Source organism: Citromicrobium bathyomarinum, from assembly GCA_001306305.2.
Lineage (GTDB): Bacteria > Pseudomonadota > Alphaproteobacteria > Sphingomonadales > Sphingomonadaceae > Alteriqipengyuania > Alteriqipengyuania bathyomarina.
Genome location: CP155577.1, coordinates 2,313,870 through 2,329,178, shown reverse-complemented (window position 1 = coordinate 2,329,178; position 15,309 = coordinate 2,313,870). Strand labels below are relative to the sequence as shown.

Here is a 15,309-nt window from a genome sequence, read left to right as displayed (position 1 = left end):
GATCGCTCCCCGCCGTTTCCTTTGTCTGTTCGCTTTCGCGAGAAGGCTTAGTCAGCCTTCGGCGCCATGTCGGTCGACACGGTCGTGAAGGTGTTGCTCAGCTGGTTGCCGAGGCTGCCCATCGCGGTGATCGCGGCGACGGCGATAAGGGCTGCGATAAGGCCATACTCGATGGCGGTCGCGCCCTGGTCGTCATTCATCAGTTCACGGAAGAATTTCATGATCGGTCTCCTGTTATCGTCTTCGTTACCCGGCTCTGCCCACGTCCCCTTGGAAAGAGCAGGTGCCGGTCTAGGGATCATTCGTTGAAAAAGAGCTAAGAGCGCGCGGTTTAGCTGTCGCTGCGGGCGACCGCGTCGGCCGAGGTCGTGCGCACGGTGTCCCACGTGCCGATGACACCGTCGGAAAAGGTGCCGATCGCGCCGACCATCGCGAGGAACACGAGGGCGAGGATCAGGCCGTATTCCACTGCGGTTGCGCCACGTTCGTCGCGGGTCAGCCGGTACCAGAAGCGGTTCATTGTGCAGCCCCCACGAATATGTGCCCTCGAGCACACCCTCCGCTCGCATTGAGCCGAGAATAGGCGCATTCATGGCGCACCAGGGTTAAGGCACCGTAAAGCAGGGCACCAAGGTGGCAAATATTCCGACATACCTGCCCGTAGTGGCTGCCGCGATCGGTCCGCAGGAGGGTCGGTGGCTGATGCACCGTCGGCCCGAGGACAAGGCGCATGGCGGCCTGTGGGAATTTCCCGGCGGCAAGATAGAGGCGGGCGAGGGCGCCCGTGCGGCGCTGGTGCGCGAGATTGCAGAGGAGTGCGGGCTGGAGGTCGATCCGGCGCAGATGGTCGAGGCGGGCTTTGCCGCGCAGGAGACGGCGCAGGGCAAGGGCGGCAGACCGATCCTGCTGCTGCTGTTCCGCTGTCCTGCATGGGCAGGGGAGGCGACCTCGCGCGAAGGAGGGCAGTGGCGCTGGTGTACACGGGGCGAGATCGAGGGGCTCGCCATGCCGCCTCTCGACCGGGTTCTCGCCGCGCAATTGTTCGTCTGACCCGCCCTGTGGGAAAACATTCCGGATTTTCGTCACAAAACCATTGCCAAGCCGGTCTGCCCTGCTATGTGCGGCGCCTCACGGGCGCCCGTAGCTCAGCTGGATAGAGCACCAGACTACGAATCTGGGGGTCAGAGGTTCGAATCCTTTCGGGCGCGCCATTAAAAAGGCCCAGTTCCTTCATCGGAACTGGGCCTTTTTTGATATGCGCCGATTGAGGCTGCGTTGCCCCGCATGGTGCTGCCTGCCGGTGCGCAGGGTGCACCGGCAGCCGCAGGCCCGCGGCAATCTTTCAAGAATGTTCTCTAAGTGCGTGAAGGCCCGCCCTCGACCGAGCCTCAGCCCCGTTTGGCGTCGTCCAGCGGAACGGAGGTCACCGGATAGCCGCAACCCTCTGGAATGCACAGGCTGCGGCCTTCCGGCCGTTCTTCGATCCATGGGACGATCGTGGGGAGCGGCGTCGTCTGTGCGTGGTCCCTGGCCTGTCCGAAATCGTCGAACTGCGCCAGCCGTTCAAGGTTGCGGCGGGTGGGAAAGATGACGTCGATCTCGCCGCGATCGGCACCTGCCAGCGCATCGCGCGCGCTGGTCCAGAACAGGCGCGTGTTCTCCTGCGCATCGACCGCGATATCGACCGCGCCGGTGCCCAGATCGGCGATATAGAAGCGCGTGTCGAAAATGCGGGGCAGGCGCTCGTTCTTTGGAAACCAGCGCGCGAAGGGGACGAGATCGTTGAGCGCGATGCTCCAGCCCATGCGCTCCAGCACCGCAAGGAGGCTTTTCTCTTCCAGCAGGATCGCGCGCGCCTCGGCAGCGGATTGTGCGTCGATCGTGCCGCGCAGGCCCAGTGCAAGGCCGGTTTCCTCCAGCGTTTCGCGGATCGCGGCGATCTGATGCGCGGCTTCATCGATGTCGACGTAGCCAGCCTCACGCGCGAGGTCGTAATCGCTGGGGTCGACGCGGCCGCCGGGAAACACCGCCATGCCGCCCGCAAAGGCGAGCGAGCGGGAGCGAACCTGCATCAGGATCTGCGGCGCGCCGCCATCGGGCGCATGGCGGAAGATCACCACCGTTGCGGCGGGGATGCCATCGCGCGGGGCATCTTGTTCTACGCTGCCAGCCATGATCCGTTGCCTAACCTGCTGTCGGGATTTCTTACAATGCCCCTGGTGGTGCCAGATGCGTTAACCACCGCATACCGCAGGCGGGCTGCATCGGGTAAAACTGGCACGGGAGGTGCATAGGAATATGCGTCCCTGTACTTCGTACAAGAGGCGGGGCCGATGGTCTCCCGGCCCCGCCTCCCCGAAGTTTTCCATATGGTGCGCCGACAGGCGCGGCCCGCCGAAAGGCAGGTCATGCCGGTTCAATCGGCCGTCTTCACGCCCTTGTCGGTGAACATCTGCTGGAGTTCGCCGGCTTCGAACATCTCGGTCATGATGTCGCTGCCGCCCACGAACTCGCCCTTCACATAAAGCTGGGGGATGGTCGGCCAGTCGGAATAGGCCTTGATCCCTTGGCGGATTTCCATGTCCTGCAGCACGTCGACGCTTTCATACGTCACGCCGCAATGATCGAGGATGTGAACCGCGCGGCTGGAAAAGCCGCACTGGGGGAACAGAGGCGTGCCCTTCATGAAGAGGACGACCTCGTTTTCACCGACAATGCCGGAGATGCGTTCTTTGGTATCTGCCATGATTGTAAACCGCCGTTTGCTTTAGCTCTTGGGGGTCACTTGGGAGGCTCGGTGGTCAGTTGCAAGGCGTGGAGCACGCCGCCCATCTTCCCGTCGAGCGCCTCGTACACCAGCTTATGCTGCTGAACGCGGCTTTTCCCCGCGAATTGGGGCGCGACGACCTTGGCTGCCCAATGGTCGTTATCCCCGGCAAGGTCTCGCATCTCGACCTCGGCACCGGGCAGCGCGTCCTTGATCATCGCTTCGATTTCGTCGGCTGCCATCGGCATGACGCTTACGTCCCGCTGATCAGCTGGCGGCGTGCCTCGACTTCGCACTCGGCGAGCTTGGCGCGCACTGCGGCTTCGTCGACATCGCAGCTGGCTGCGGTGAGATCGCCGAGAACCTTGCGGATCACGTCTTCTTCGCCCGCTTCCTCGAAATCGGCCTGAACGACAGCCTTCTTGTAGCTGTCGGCCTCTTCCTCGGTCAGATTCATGAGGTCGGCGGCCCACTCGCCGAGCAGCCGGTTGCGCCGCGCGGCGATCTTGAAAGAGGTTTCCTCATCGAACGCGTACTTGGCTTCCTCGCCGCGTTCCCGATCCTTGAAGCTGGTCATGTGTGTCGTTGCCTGTTGATAAGCGCCCCCTCAGGGGCCGGAGATCTTGTCTCGCAGATAGTCGTGGGCGGCCGAAGCCGCAAGCGAGCTGCTATTTGTCCATTACCACCACCAGCTTGCCGATGGCCTGCCGGTTTTCGAGCTTTTCGATCGCGCGGGCTGCGTCGTCGAGGCTGAAGGTCTCGCTCACCTGAGGGGCGATCTTGCCGTCCTTCCACATCTCGAACAGCTCGGCGATGTTCTGCGCATTGCGCTGCGGTTCGCGCGCGGCGAACGCACCCCAGAAGACGCCGCGAATGTCGCAGCTCTTGAGCAGGGTGAGGTTGAGCGGCATTTTCGCGATGCCTGCGGGGAAGCCGATCACCAGGAAGCGGCCTTCCCAGGCGATGGAGCGCAGCGCGGGCTCGGAATAGTCGCCGCCGACGATGTCGACCACGATGTCGGCGCCATTCGCACCGACCGCTTCCTTGAACGCGCCAGCCAGCGCCTTGGACTGGTCCTTGTCGAACGGCGCGCGCGGATAGACCACGGTTTCGTCCGCGCCTGCATCCTTGGCGACCTTGGCTTTCTCATCGCTGGAGACCGCCGCGACTACGCGCGCGCCATAGGCCTTGGCCAGCTCGATCGAGGCGAGCCCGACGCCGCCTGCCGCGCCGAGCACCAGCACGGTATCGCCCGGCTTGATGTCGCCGCGATCCTTGAGCGCGTGGATCATGGTGCCGTAGGTCATCAGCAGGGCGGAGGCTTCGACCAGATCGACCCCTTCGGGCACCTTGAACAGCTTGGCGGCGTCGATCGCGACCTGTTCGCGCAGGCCACCGCTGCCGATACCGGCGAGCACCCGGTCCCCGACCTGCCAGCCGTCAACGCCTTCGCCGACCGCCGCGATCGTGCCCGAAATCTCGCCGCCGGGCGAATAGGGGCGCTCCGGCTTGAACTGGTACATGTCGCGGATCATCAGCGTGTCGGGGAAATTGATCGCGCACGCGGCAATATCGACCAGCACCTCGCCCTTCCCGGGCTGCACTGCATCGATCTGTTCCACGACGAGCGTTTCGGGCCCGCCCACTTCCTTGGTAAGCACGGCTTTCATCGGGTCTCTCCTCCCAGTTTCTGGCTAATTGCGTTGGATCAGTCTGTCTGCGGATCTTCGCCCGAGGGGATCGGCGGCAGCTGCTTGGGCTCAGCCTCTCCATCGCCCGATTTGCGGCGCTTGCCCGCGTATAGCAGGGCGGCGGCGATAGCGGCGGATCCGATGGCGGCACCGGTCGCGATGGCGACGCCGGTCAGGCTCTTGTTGCTCTTGCTCATGCCTTTCCTAGTGCATGGGCCGCCAAATCGTTGCAAGCCGCGCGGGCACGGGCTGGAAAAAATCCTGCCGAAAGCACGCTCCGGTCATGGTAATGTAAGGCATTAGGGGCTAACTTACAGTTATGTCAGCAAAGCCATATGCTCATCCTATCGATATCCAGCCCTCCGATATCGACTTCATGGGGCACGTGAACAACGCGCGCTACCTCGGCTGGGTGCAGGACGCCGTGCTGGCGCACTGGCAGAAATTCGCGCCTGCGGAAGCCGTGGCGGAGCGTGCGTGGGTCGCGCTCAAGCACGAGATAACTTACCGCAAGCCCGCCTTCCTCGAAGACGACGTGATCGCGCGCACCGTGCTGGAAAGCACGCGCGGTGCCCGCGCATTCTACCACACCGTGATCGAACGGGGTGGGGAAGTGCTGGCCGAGGTCAAGTCCAGCTGGTGCTGCATCGACGCCAAGAGCCTGCGCCCCGCACGCATCGGCGAAGAGATCGCCCGCCACTTTTTCCCGCCCGCGGAATAGGTTGTAGCCGGGGGAGCATGATGCGTTTCGTTTTCGCGGCTGTGCTTCTGTTCGCAGCGACGCTCTCACCACTAGCCGCTCAAGAGCCCGCAATGCCGGGGGTTTCGGATGCGGAACGCGAGGCGCTGCAAGGCTCTCTCAATCGCGGGCTGACGCTGTACCAGTATGATCAGGCGGCGTGGCAGACCACCGACACGATGCTGGAAGACGTGCCCGAGGATCGGCTCCGCACGATCGGCGGGTGGATCGTCGAGCCGGTCGGGGACGGTTTGCGCGTCATCTATTGGCGGCAGGACGCGGATGCGTTCTTCCCGGTCTATTCGGCCGATTATTCCGCAGATGGCGTGTCTTCGCGCACGCTTCACCCCGACAATGCGCCTGCACTCGACCAGGCGCAGTCCGCGCTTGTGAAGGCGCGCCAGATTGCATTTCCCAAGGACGTCGCCCGGTGCAGCGCCAAGCCGTTCAACTCGGTGGTCATGCCCACCGGGAAGGGGGACGGCAGCGCCTATGTCTACTGGCTGACACCGCAGGAAACGCTCTCCGCCATGCCGCTGGGTGGCCATTACCGGTACGAGGTTCGCGGCGGTGAAGTGGTAGACCAGCGCGCATTCTCGAAAAGCTGCATCGATCTGCCGACGGCGCAGGGCGGCGCTGACGGGAAGACGCCCGCAGCTGTGGGGATCGTCCACATTCTCGACCCCGTGCCGACCGAGATCCACGTATTCTCGGCCTTCGCGGGTGGCCTGCCGATCTTCGTGAGCACGATCGAACCCAAGCGCACCTGGGCGGTGGAAGTCAGCGGCGGACAGCCCCGGGCGCGGTTGATCGATCCGGAGGAGTGAGCCTCGCGCTCGCATTTCGATAAATGCTGGACTACATCGGTTCCATGCAGGTGCTGATCCCCATCGCAATCGTCATCGCGACCATCGCCTTCATGGAATGGGTCGCGTGGGCGAGCCACAAGTACATCATGCACGGCTGGGGCTGGGGCTGGCATCGCGACCATCACGAGCCGCATAATAACCGCTTCGAGAAGAACGACCTGTATGGCGTGGTCGGCGCGGGGATGAGCATTTCGATGTTCATGCTCGGCAGTCCGCTGGTTGCGGGTGACTATGCCTGGCCCCCCGCGACGTGGATCGGGCTGGGCATCCTTGGCTACGGGATCATCTACACGCTGGTGCACGACGGGCTCGTCCACCAGCGCTACTTCAAATACGTGCCCAAGCGCGGCTACGCCAAGCGGCTGGTGCAAGCGCACAAGCTGCACCACGCGACCATCGGCAAGGAGGGCGGGGTGAGCTTCGGCTTCGTCTGGCCGCAGGACCCGACCAAGCTGAAGGCGGAACTCAAACGCCAGCGCGAAGCGGGCGAAGCGGTGGTGCGCGAGAGCGCGGGGGCTTAGGCGCCTCGTTTTGTCATGGCGGCTCCGCTGGACGTGACGGGACGCTGGGATGGGACTTATCGTTATTCGGACAATCTTGGTCCGGAAACCCCATTTGTGGCAGTCTTTTCCGAAACTGGGGCCCGTTTTTCAGGTGAGATCATTGAGCCCAACGAGTTTCGCCCGATGACTGCGCGAGCGCTGGTGGAAGGGATAAGATCGGGCAAGGCAATCGATTTTATCAAAACCTATCTATCCGCCGGACCTGCTTACAACACTCCCGTCGATTACAGCGGACATCTGAGTGATGATGGCCAGTCAATCTCTGGAACTTGGTTTTTGGCGGAATTATACGGTACCTTCGAGATGCATCGTGAAGTGAGCTGGGCGTCGCCGGAGGAAGTCAGCGTCGTCGAGCATGCCCCTTTGACCCGCTAGCTGTCTTCAGTTCGCACCGAAGTGCCCACCGTCTGACTGATCTCGTCACGCATACCTGCGCGCTTGCCCCTCCGGCGCGGGGAACCTATTCAGCCGCCTTAGGCTTGCGACCGACTTCCGCCCGACTCATTCCCCCGAGGCCCGTTGCCCCAAGCACAGTCCCTTCGCGACCACCCGCTGTTCGAGCCCCTGCGCAGCGAGCGCGGGCGACGGGTGGTCGGGCTGATCGCCGCGCTACTGATCGAGGCGATCCTGCTGATCGTCCTGCTCACCCTGAACATTCACGACGAGCCGGACGCGGCGCCGGGCAGCCTCACCGTGGTGGACCTGAAGGCGCAGGACGATTCCCCGAATGAGAGCGAACAGGCCGAGCAGGAGCCGAGCGAGAGCGCCCCGCAGCCCGAGCAGCGCTCCAAGCCCTCGGACCCGCAAATCGAGCGCCCCGAGGCGGTGCAGCCGGACATAGCGCCCACCCAGCCGGTGCCGCAGCCCGTCATTCCGACGCCGTTCCAGTTGCCGTCCCGCCAGGCTCCCGCGCGCCCGGCACAGCCCGCTGCGCCCAAGCAGGTGTACGGGCCGGTCGACACTGGTTCGCGGTCGGGCGTCGCGGATTCCGAAGTGGTCGGCACCGCGCCCGACGGGCAGCCGCTCTACGCGGCGCGCTGGTATCGCGAGCCGGACGACAGCGAGCTGGCAGGCTATCTCTCCACCGCATCCGGCCCGGGCTGGGGCCTGATCGCATGCAAGACCGCGCCCGAATTTCGCGTTGTCGACTGCGTCGCGCTCAGCGAATATCCGCAAGGCTCGATGATAAACCGCGCGATCCTGGCCGCCGCATGGCAGTTCCGGGTGCGCCCGCCGCGGCGTGGAGGCAAGTCGCTGGTCGGCAGCTGGGTACGTATCCGGATCGACTATACCGATCGGCGCTGAGCCGGGGCGCTAGCCTTCCGCCAGCGGGTCGAGCGGCTCTTCCGGCGGAGGCTCGGGGGCAACCGGCACATCGGATTCGATGAAGCTGAGTGCGGTCTGGTCCGCACCTTCGCCGCTGCGCGTGATCCCCACGCCCAGCACCTTGCCGGGCCGGGTCGGGTCGCGGCCTTCCAGCATGATGGTCGCGCTTTCTTCGCCACCCCTTTGTGACACCTCGCTCCAGCCGAGCCGTTCCAGCTCGCTCTCGTAGAAGGCGGCGATTTCCTGCTGGCTTGCGTCGGAGCCAATGGTGACGGTCAGCCCCTGCTGGAAACTGTTGAGCACGCGCGCGTCGGGGAACAGCCTGAAGCCGAAGGGCAATTGCTGCGCGGTCTCGCCGGCAGAACCGTCGCCCGAATCGCTGCCGGGGGAGGGGGAATAGGCATCCTGGCCAGAGCCGCACGCGACCAGCGCGAGGGCCCCGGCAATGGCGAACAACATGCGGGTCATTGCGCGGCGATCCTTTGTGCGTGTTCCTGAACCAGCGCGATCATGTTTGGCACCCCTTGCGTCCGGTTGCTGGAAAGCTGGTTTTTCAGATCGAAGGGTTCGAGCGCGGCGGTCACGTCCATCTGCGCAACTTCGGCGGCCGGGCGGTCCTGCACGGCGGCGATCACCAGCGCGACGATCCCCTTGGTGATCGCTGCGTTGCTGTCCGCCAGAAAATGCAGCTTGTCGCCTTCCCCTGTGGGATAGACCCATACCGCCGCAGAACAGCCCCGCACCAGCGTGGCGTCGGTCTTGAGCGCGTCGGGCATCTCTTCCAGATCGCGGCCCAGCTCGATCAGCAGACGATAGCGTTCGTCCCCTTCGAGAAATTCGTATTCTTCGCGGATGTCGTCGAGGCTGCGCATGCGGTCGCATGTAGCGATAAACCCTCTCCCCTCAAGGGGAGAGGATACGCAGACCCGGCGCCGTCAGGCGTCGCGGTCGCAGTTGGAGAGGGGTGTGCCGTGTTGGCGAGGGCAGGGCCCCTCTCCAAGCTTCGCTAGCTCCTTGCGGAGCAATCTGCGCTATCCTCTCCCCGAACGGGGAGAGGGATATTATCCGCTCAGCCCGCCGGGCCGGGTGAGCGCGTAGTAGATCACATAGAACCAGCTGAGAAAGCCGTGGATGATCGCCCATACGATCGACTTGTGCAGCGACCACGAGATTGCGACCGCGATCGCGCTGCCGAGGCCGATGCCGGCCTGTGCGGCCTGGCTTTTCGCGCCGCTCACAGGTCCATACCGTTCGCGATGGCTTCCAGCTTGCGGATGCGTTCGCGCAGGTCGGCGAGCGCGATGCGGCCCGCGCCGCGCGTCTCCTCGCCCGCGTCGTGTCCGGCGGCGATCGCGTCCAGCTCGCGGCGCTTTAGCGCCAGCCAGCCTTCCCAAGCGCGCAGCAGCGCGGCAGCGACCAGCCCGAGGCCGAGAAGCGAGGTGGCGGCAATGACGAGTGTCGGCTCCATAACTTCAATCCTCCTGTCGTGCTCTCGTTGGGGCGCCCGGTAAAATCAGGGGCGGCGTCAGTCCTGGCTGTCGCGCAGCGCGTCGATCTCGGCGGAAATCCGCTCCCGCTCGCGCGCGGTGCTGGTGTTCTTGTCGTAGGCAATGCGTTCGAGCACTGCGATCCGCTTTTTCAGTTCGGCGATCTCGCGCTGGGCCTCCTCGTCGGCCTGCGGCGTAGGATCGGGCCGGTGGGTGATCGTCTGATTGCCCATCATGTCTTCGGTGATGCCGTTGCGTGCATTGTTGCGCGACCGCAGAACACTCGCGGCGGCACCGATCAGTACGATCAGGACGATGGCGGCGGCCCAGCTCATCAGTTGGTCTCCTGCTTCTCGCGCAGCGTCTCGATCTCGTGGGTCAGGTGGTAGCCGCTATCGGTCACGATCCGCTCGACATTGCCGAGCCGGTCCTTGATCGATCCCAGTTCGGCGCGCAGCTGGGCGTTTTCCTGCGTCAGCAGCTTCACGCGCTCTTCGCTGTCCTTGGGATAGACCGCCTTGCCCCAGCTGTTTTCGAGCGGGTAGCCGTGCTTGATCCGCATCCAGGTGGTGAGGACCCAGGCTGCGACGACGGCCATGCCGACCAGGACGATCACTTCATCGGTCACTTCGAAAGGCATCACACGCGTTCCTTCTTGCCGGTGTTCAGCGGTACGCCGCTGCTGTCGTCATGGCGCAGGGCTTCGATCTCGTCGGACAGCGAATAGCCGCGGTCGGTCACGATGCGTTCGAGCACCTTGAGCCGGTCTTCGTGCGCATTGAGCCGTTCGACCAGCTTCGCGTTTTCGCCGCGCAGCCCGTCCAGTTCGGCGGATCTGTCCGCGCGGGAGGTCTTGCCGCCCCATTCGTCTTCCAGATCGTAGCCATGCTTGGCGCGGATCCAGTTGTTGATCAGCCATCCGCCGGTGGTCAGCGCGATGATGGCGACGATCATGCCCGGGCCGCTAAAGAACTCACCCATCACACACGCTCCCGCGAACCGGAGGTCAGCGGCATGCCGCTGTCGCGATCCTCGACCGAGCGGCTGTCACGCAGCGCTTCGATCTGGGTGGCGACGTCGTATCCGCGATCGGTGACGATTCGTTCGAGCACCTGGACCCGGTCTTCGAGCCGCTGGATCTGGGTGGCGTATTGCGCAGCCTTTTCCGCGGTGGTTTCGGCGGTGGATTCGACCTGCATCTTGGCGATCTTTTGCTGGTGCGACGTCCATATCGCGAGCAGTGGGATGCCGAAGATCAGTACGACCGCAGCAAGGCCGATCAGTTCTCCCATTGGTAATCTCCCCTAATTCGGTTGGTGTCAGCGCAGGCGTTCGATCTCGGCGTCGAGGCGCGGGTTGGAGCTCACATAGTGCTCCTCCACATTCGCCAGACGACGGTCGATCTCGCGCAGCTTGCCGCGGATTTCCCGCGCGGTGCGCTTCGGATTGGCGCGCACGCCCTGCCAGTATTTCTGCTCCTGCCGGTCGGCGGTGTAGAACTGCTCGGGCTTGTGGTTCAGCAGCAGGCCCATGATGAGGTAGGCGGGCAGGGTAACCGGGGCGGCACCGGCGATGGTCGAAACCGCCCAGGCGAGCCGCCACCACAGCGCATCGATCCCGGTATAGTCGGCGAGCCCTGCGCAGACGCCCATCAGCTTGGCGTTGTGCTTGTCCTTGTAGAGCGTGGTGCGGGACGTGTTCATGCGCGGGTCTCCCTGTGTTCGGCGCGCTTGCGGGCGAGCAGCGCTTCCAGTTCGTCGAGTTCCTCGTTGTCGGCCTTGTTGTCGGCGATCAGGCGGGCGGGCTTGAAGTCGGCGTGGTCGTGGGCGACCAGTCGCTCGACCGTATCCATCCGGTCGTCGAGCCGCTTGGTGAGCGCGTAGAGCTCTTCCAGCAGGGCCTCGTCATCGGTGGTGATGCCACCGCCCGCGGTCTTCCACTTGGTCACGTAGTGCAGGATGACCCACGGCAGACCGATGAAGAGAATGCTGCAAATGATGATGGGAAAGAAAAAGTCTCCCATGGCTCAATCCCCCTTTTTGGCGTCGTCGGCTCCCTTGCCGAGCGCGCGTTTCATTTCTTCCAGTTCCTCGTCGACCTTGTCCGATCCTGCGAGGGCGGCGATTTCGTCGGACAGCGACAGCTTGCCGCTCTCGCTTTCCATCTTGAGCTGGTCGGCGCGGCCTTCCGCGTAATCGACCCGGCGCTCGAGCGCGTCGAAGCGGGTCAGCGCCTCGTCGACCCGCTCGGTCGTCATCAGGCTGCGCAGCTTCACGCGGTTTTCCGCGCTTTCGAGCCGGGCCGCGATCTGCGACTGGCGGCTGCGCGCTTCGCGCAGGCGGCTCTGCAGCTTGTGGATGTCTTCCTCGTAAGCCCGCAGCGAATCGTCGAGCACGCTGATTTCCGCCTTGAGCTGTTCGCTCATGTCGGCGGCTTTCTTGCGCTCGACCAGCGCGGCGCGGGCGAGGTCTTCACGGTCCTTGCTCAGCGCCAGCTGCGCCTTCTCGCCCCAGTCGGCCTGCAGCTTGTCCAGCTTGACCGTGTGGCGGTGCATTTCCTTCTGATCGGCGATGGTGCGCGCGGCACTGGCGCGCACTTCGACCAGGGTTTCCTCCATTTCGAGGATGATCATCCGGATCATCTTCGACGGATCGTCTGCCTTATCCAGCATTTCGTTGAAATTGGCCGCGATGATGTCGCGGGTGCGGCTGAAGATGCCCATGAAGGGTGCTCCGTATGAGATGAAGGTGTTGAGCTTCTCGTTGACCTTGTCCGGGTTTGTCCAGTCGGCAGCGCGTTCGGCGCTCGACCGGCCGCTCTGCGTGGGGGTCGGGCTGCGGCGCAGCTGCTCCACCTCGGTGTCGAGGCGCGAGAGGCGGCGGTCGCGGCCGGGGGGATCGGTGTGGTCGGTCATGCGATTTCCACCACCTATACCATATACCCGCTGCCCACGTGCGGCGCATCGTTGGACTGCGGATTCAGCAGGACGAGCGCCCCGATGCCGAGGATGGTGACCAGCACGGCCTTGCCGAAGTGGCGCTGCGATTGGGTCTGTTCGGTCATGTTAGTGGCCTCCTGCCGGGGTGTTTCGATCCGTTGCCCCACACTTTGCAACCGGCGTGCCAAGTTATGAAAAACGCGGTTTTCCGCCGATGTCGCAAAATTCGACGAACAGCATGTTGGGAATAATTGCCAAGGCTTGGGCTGTGGCACTATATTGCGGGGCATGGAGCGGGAGAACCAGTTCGTCGGGCAATCGCTCGCCTTTCTCGATGCGGTCGAGCGGACCAGCCGCGCGGCCGCGCTGCAGCGCCCGGTGCTGGTCATCGGCGAGCGCGGCACGGGCAAGGAACTGATTGCCGAACGCCTGCACCGCCTGTCCCCGCGCTGGGGCGAGCCGCTGATCACCATGAACTGCGCCGCGCTGCCCGAAACGCTGATCGAGGCCGAGCTGTTCGGCCACGAAGCGGGCGCTTTCACCGGCGCGACCCGCGCGCGCGAGGGCCGGTTCGAGGAGGCTGACGGCGGCACGCTGTTCCTCGACGAGCTCGCGACGCTTTCCATGGCCGCGCAGGAGCGGCTGCTGCGCGCGGTCGAATATGGTGAGGTCACCCGGATCGGCTCCAGCCGCCCCGTCAGAGTCGACTGCCGGATCGTCGCGGCGACCAACGAGGATCTGCCCGCGAAGGCGGAGCGGGGCGAGTTTCGCGCCGACCTGCTCGACCGGCTCAGCTTCGAGGTTATCACCCTGCCGCCGCTGCGCGCGCGCGAGGGCGATGTGCTGGTGCTGGCCGACTATTTCGGGCGGCGCATGGCGGCCGAGCTGGGGTGGGACGCGTGGCCTGGCTATGCCGAGCATGTCCAGACGGAGCTGGAGGAATACGCCTGGCCCGGCAATGTGCGCGAACTGCGCAACGTGGTCGAACGCGCGATCTATCGCTGGGACGATCCCGAACGCCCGGTCGCGCATATCGTGTACGATCCGTTCGACAGCCCGTGGAAGCCCGCCTCCATGCCCGCATCCGCCCGCCGTGAAGAGGGTGCCGCGGCTGCGCCACAACCCGCGCAGCGCCTCGATTTCGACGACATTGCCGACCTGCGCGCCGCGGTCGACAGCCACGAACGCGCGATCGTGGAACATGCGCTTGGCAAGCATCGCTGGAACCAGCGGCAGACCGCCAAGGCGCTGGGCCTCAGCTACGATCAGCTGCGCCATTGCATCAAGAAGCACGGGTTGATGGAAGAGGGCGGCTGATAGTTGCTCTGCGCCCACTGGCGGATTGCCGACGGGCTCGCTAAGGGCCGCCTGCAAGACAGTGGTTCGAACTTCCCGCGATTCTCCGAGTCGCCCGCCATAGGCCGGGGCTCGAAATCGCAGACCAGCTTGCGAAAGGTGCCCCCCCGTGGCCTTCAAGGAAATCCCCCTCGCCCTGACCTTCGATGACGTGCTGCTGCGCCCCGCCGCGAGCGAGGTGCTGCCCAGCATGGCCGACACGCGCACCCGGCTGACGCGCGAGATCGCGCTCAACATTCCGGTCATCTCCTCCGCGATGGACACCGTGACCGAGGCGGACATGGCGATCGCGATGGCCCAGCTGGGCGGGATGGGCGTGCTCCACCGCAATCTCGATATCGAGGAACAGGTCGCTGCGGTGCGCGCGGTCAAGCGGTTCGAAAGCGGGATGGTGGTCAACCCTATCACGATCCATCCCGACGCGACCCTGGGCGAAGCGCAGGCGATCATGAGCGCCAATCGCATCAGCGGCATCCCGGTGACCGATCGCGGCGGCAAGCTGGTCGGCATCCTGACCAACCGCGACGTGCGCTTTGCGGAAAACCCCGCGCAGCCCATCCGTGAGCTGATGACCACCGATAACCTCGCCACCGTGCCGCTGGGCACCGGGCAGGAAGAGGCGCGGCGCACGCTGCACCAGCGGCGGATCGAAAAGCTGATCGTGGTCGACGACGAATATCGCTGCATCGGCCTGATCACGGTCAAGGACATCGAAAAGGCGGTGACCTATCCCAACGCGACCAAGGACGCGGCGGGCCGCCTGCGTGTCGCGGCGGCCACCACCACCGGCGACAAGGGTTTCGAACGGTCGCAGGCGCTGGTCGATGCGGAAGTCGACGTCATCATCATCGACACCGCACACGGCCATAATCGCGACGTTTTGAAAGCGGTCGAACGGGCCAAGACGCTGAGCAATTCGGTCCAGGTCATCGCCGGAAACGTCGCCACGGCGGAGGCGACGCGCGCGCTGATCGATGCGGGCGCGGATGCGGTCAAGGTCGGCATCGGCCCGGGCTCGATCTGCACCACGCGCGTTGTTGCGGGCGTGGGCGTGCCGCAGCTGACCGCGATCATGGATGCCGCCGAGGAAGCCGAGAAATCGGGCGTTCCGGTGATCGGCGATGGTGGCCTGCGCACCAGCGGCGATGCGGCCAAGGCGCTGGCCGCCGGGGCGAGTTGCGTGATGGTCGGCTCGATGCTGGCGGGCACTGAAGAGGCACCGGGCGAAACCTTCATATACCAGGGTCGCAGCTTCAAGAGCTATCGCGGCATGGGCTCCGTCAGCGCGATGGCGCGCGGCAGTGCCGACCGCTATTTCCAGCAGGACGTCTCCGCGATGAAGCTGGTCCCCGAAGGGATCGAGGGGCAGGTGCCGTATAAAGGCCCGGCCAGCGCGGTGATCCACCAGCTGGTCGGCGGGATCAAGGCGGCGATGGGCTACACCGGCAGCCGCACGATCGAGGATCTGCGCAAGGGCGCCCAGTTCGTCCAGATCACCAATGCCGGCCTGACCGAAAGCCACGTCCACGACGTCGCGATCACCCGCGAGGCGCCGAACTACCCGACCCGCTGA

General features: G+C 64.7%; 28 protein-coding genes and 1 tRNA gene. 9 read left to right on the top strand and 20 right to left on the bottom strand.

What is annotated here, in order from left to right:
• Nucleotides 1-47: 47 nt before the first annotated feature.
• Nucleotides 48-221: a Flp family type IVb pilin gene (locus VO57_011705; GenBank protein ID XBL68796.1), complete on the bottom strand. Its 174-nt coding sequence runs from the start codon at nucleotides 219-221 to the stop codon at nucleotides 48-50.
• Nucleotides 222-331: 110 nt separating this feature from the next.
• Entirely contained in the window at nucleotides 332-520 is a 189-nt protein-coding gene (locus VO57_011700; protein ID XBL68795.1) for a Flp family type IVb pilin, read from the bottom strand.
• Nucleotides 521-633: 113 nt separating this feature from the next.
• Here VO57_011700 and VO57_011695 point away from each other — a divergent pair, with 113 nt between their 5' ends.
• A complete protein-coding gene (locus tag VO57_011695) occupies nucleotides 634-1,050 on the top strand; it encodes a (deoxy)nucleoside triphosphate pyrophosphohydrolase (protein ID XBL68794.1) in 417 nt (138 codons plus the stop codon).
• An 84-nt stretch (nucleotides 1,051-1,134) separates the two neighbouring features.
• Nucleotides 1,135-1,211: transfer RNA gene (locus VO57_011690), tRNA-Arg, on the top strand.
• Between the two features lie 177 nt (nucleotides 1,212-1,388).
• On the opposite strand, the gene VO57_011685 is transcribed toward VO57_011690, so the two are convergent.
• The 6 genes from VO57_011685 to VO57_011660 all read right to left on the bottom strand — a co-directional run bounded on the left by VO57_011685 (nucleotide 1,389) and on the right by VO57_011660 (nucleotide 4,655).
• Complete coding sequence (locus VO57_011685; protein XBL68793.1) at nucleotides 1,389-2,174, bottom strand: NUDIX domain-containing protein; 786 nt, start codon at nucleotides 2,172-2,174, stop codon at nucleotides 1,389-1,391.
• Between the two features lie 242 nt (nucleotides 2,175-2,416).
• The gene (grxD, locus tag VO57_011680; protein XBL68792.1) at nucleotides 2,417-2,746 is read right to left on the bottom strand and encodes a Grx4 family monothiol glutaredoxin; all 330 of its coding nucleotides are present in this window, start codon (nucleotides 2,744-2,746) and stop codon (nucleotides 2,417-2,419) included.
• Between the two features lie 35 nt (nucleotides 2,747-2,781).
• On the bottom strand, nucleotides 2,782-3,015 hold the full coding sequence (locus tag VO57_011675; protein ID XBL68791.1) for a BolA family transcriptional regulator: 234 nt from the start codon (nucleotides 3,013-3,015) through the stop codon (nucleotides 2,782-2,784).
• A 5-nt stretch (nucleotides 3,016-3,020) separates the two neighbouring features.
• Nucleotides 3,021-3,344: a DUF1476 domain-containing protein gene (locus VO57_011670; GenBank protein ID XBL68790.1), complete on the bottom strand. Its 324-nt coding sequence runs from the start codon at nucleotides 3,342-3,344 to the stop codon at nucleotides 3,021-3,023.
• 91 nt (nucleotides 3,345-3,435) lie between these two features.
• Entirely contained in the window at nucleotides 3,436-4,437 is a 1,002-nt protein-coding gene (locus tag VO57_011665; protein XBL68789.1) for an NADPH:quinone oxidoreductase family protein, read from the bottom strand.
• Between the two features lie 38 nt (nucleotides 4,438-4,475).
• Nucleotides 4,476-4,655: a hypothetical protein gene (locus tag VO57_011660; protein XBL68788.1), complete on the bottom strand. Its 180-nt coding sequence runs from the start codon at nucleotides 4,653-4,655 to the stop codon at nucleotides 4,476-4,478.
• A gap of 122 nt (nucleotides 4,656-4,777) precedes the next feature.
• On the opposite strand from VO57_011660, the gene VO57_011655 reads away from it, so the two are divergent.
• From VO57_011655 to VO57_011635, 5 genes are all read left to right on the top strand, one after another.
• The gene (locus tag VO57_011655) at nucleotides 4,778-5,179 is read left to right on the top strand and encodes a thioesterase family protein (protein XBL68787.1); all 402 of its coding nucleotides are present in this window, start codon (nucleotides 4,778-4,780) and stop codon (nucleotides 5,177-5,179) included.
• 92 nt (nucleotides 5,180-5,271) lie between these two features.
• Entirely contained in the window at nucleotides 5,272-6,024 is a 753-nt protein-coding gene (locus tag VO57_011650) for a hypothetical protein (protein XBL68786.1), read from the top strand.
• Between the two features lie 23 nt (nucleotides 6,025-6,047).
• Complete coding sequence (locus VO57_011645; GenBank protein XBL68785.1) at nucleotides 6,048-6,587, top strand: sterol desaturase family protein; 540 nt, start codon at nucleotides 6,048-6,050, stop codon at nucleotides 6,585-6,587.
• 15 nt (nucleotides 6,588-6,602) lie between these two features.
• Nucleotides 6,603-7,004, top strand: coding sequence for a hypothetical protein (locus VO57_011640; protein ID XBL68784.1), 402 nt, complete (start codon nucleotides 6,603-6,605; stop codon nucleotides 7,002-7,004).
• Nucleotides 7,005-7,148: 144 nt separating this feature from the next.
• Nucleotides 7,149-7,934 (top strand): hypothetical protein, encoded by a 786-nt coding sequence (locus VO57_011635; protein XBL68783.1) that lies wholly within the window; start codon nucleotides 7,149-7,151, stop codon nucleotides 7,932-7,934.
• 9 nt (nucleotides 7,935-7,943) lie between these two features.
• On the opposite strand, the gene VO57_011630 is transcribed toward VO57_011635, so the two are convergent.
• The 12 genes from VO57_011630 to VO57_011575 all read right to left on the bottom strand — a co-directional run bounded on the left by VO57_011630 (nucleotide 7,944) and on the right by VO57_011575 (nucleotide 12,505).
• Complete coding sequence (locus VO57_011630) at nucleotides 7,944-8,423, bottom strand: hypothetical protein (GenBank protein XBL68782.1); 480 nt, start codon at nucleotides 8,421-8,423, stop codon at nucleotides 7,944-7,946.
• A complete protein-coding gene (locus VO57_011625; protein ID XBL68781.1) occupies nucleotides 8,420-8,827 on the bottom strand; it encodes a SufE family protein in 408 nt (135 codons plus the stop codon). The genes VO57_011630 and VO57_011625 overlap by 4 nt, the downstream gene beginning before the upstream one ends.
• A 189-nt stretch (nucleotides 8,828-9,016) precedes the next feature.
• On the bottom strand, nucleotides 9,017-9,193 hold the full coding sequence (locus tag VO57_011620; protein XBL68780.1) for a hypothetical protein: 177 nt from the start codon (nucleotides 9,191-9,193) through the stop codon (nucleotides 9,017-9,019).
• On the bottom strand, nucleotides 9,190-9,423 hold the full coding sequence (locus VO57_011615; GenBank protein ID XBL68779.1) for a hypothetical protein: 234 nt from the start codon (nucleotides 9,421-9,423) through the stop codon (nucleotides 9,190-9,192). The genes VO57_011620 and VO57_011615 overlap by 4 nt, the downstream gene beginning before the upstream one ends.
• Nucleotides 9,424-9,480: 57 nt before the next feature.
• Nucleotides 9,481-9,777: a hypothetical protein gene (locus VO57_011610; GenBank protein ID XBL68778.1), complete on the bottom strand. Its 297-nt coding sequence runs from the start codon at nucleotides 9,775-9,777 to the stop codon at nucleotides 9,481-9,483.
• A complete protein-coding gene (locus tag VO57_011605) occupies nucleotides 9,777-10,082 on the bottom strand; it encodes a hypothetical protein (GenBank protein ID XBL68777.1) in 306 nt (101 codons plus the stop codon). The genes VO57_011610 and VO57_011605 overlap by 1 nt, the downstream gene beginning before the upstream one ends.
• Nucleotides 10,082-10,423: a hypothetical protein gene (locus tag VO57_011600; protein ID XBL68776.1), complete on the bottom strand. Its 342-nt coding sequence runs from the start codon at nucleotides 10,421-10,423 to the stop codon at nucleotides 10,082-10,084. Before VO57_011600 ends, VO57_011605 begins: the two co-directional genes overlap by 1 nt.
• Nucleotides 10,423-10,734, bottom strand: a complete 312-nt coding sequence (locus VO57_011595; GenBank protein ID XBL68775.1) for a hypothetical protein — start codon at nucleotides 10,732-10,734, stop codon at nucleotides 10,423-10,425. The genes VO57_011600 and VO57_011595 overlap by 1 nt, the downstream gene beginning before the upstream one ends.
• Nucleotides 10,735-10,761: 27 nt before the next feature.
• Entirely contained in the window at nucleotides 10,762-11,145 is a 384-nt protein-coding gene (gene pspC / locus VO57_011590; protein ID XBL68774.1) for an envelope stress response membrane protein PspC, read from the bottom strand.
• The gene (pspB, locus tag VO57_011585) at nucleotides 11,142-11,465 is read right to left on the bottom strand and encodes an envelope stress response membrane protein PspB (protein ID XBL68773.1); all 324 of its coding nucleotides are present in this window, start codon (nucleotides 11,463-11,465) and stop codon (nucleotides 11,142-11,144) included. Before pspB ends, pspC begins: the two co-directional genes overlap by 4 nt.
• A gap of 3 nt (nucleotides 11,466-11,468) precedes the next feature.
• Entirely contained in the window at nucleotides 11,469-12,356 is an 888-nt protein-coding gene (gene pspA, locus VO57_011580) for a phage shock protein PspA (protein ID XBL68772.1), read from the bottom strand.
• Between the two features lie 14 nt (nucleotides 12,357-12,370).
• Nucleotides 12,371-12,505 carry a hypothetical protein gene (locus VO57_011575; GenBank protein XBL68771.1) on the bottom strand — a complete coding sequence of 45 codons (135 nt, stop codon included), beginning with the start codon at nucleotides 12,503-12,505 and terminating at the stop codon, nucleotides 12,371-12,373.
• 163 nt (nucleotides 12,506-12,668) lie between these two features.
• Here VO57_011575 and pspF point away from each other — a divergent pair, with 163 nt between their 5' ends.
• Both pspF and guaB read left to right on the top strand, forming a co-directional pair.
• On the top strand, nucleotides 12,669-13,697 hold the full coding sequence (gene pspF / locus VO57_011570; GenBank protein XBL68770.1) for a phage shock protein operon transcriptional activator: 1,029 nt from the start codon (nucleotides 12,669-12,671) through the stop codon (nucleotides 13,695-13,697).
• A gap of 148 nt (nucleotides 13,698-13,845) precedes the next feature.
• Nucleotides 13,846-15,309 (top strand): IMP dehydrogenase, encoded by a 1,464-nt coding sequence (guaB, locus tag VO57_011565; GenBank protein ID XBL68769.1) that lies wholly within the window; start codon nucleotides 13,846-13,848, stop codon nucleotides 15,307-15,309.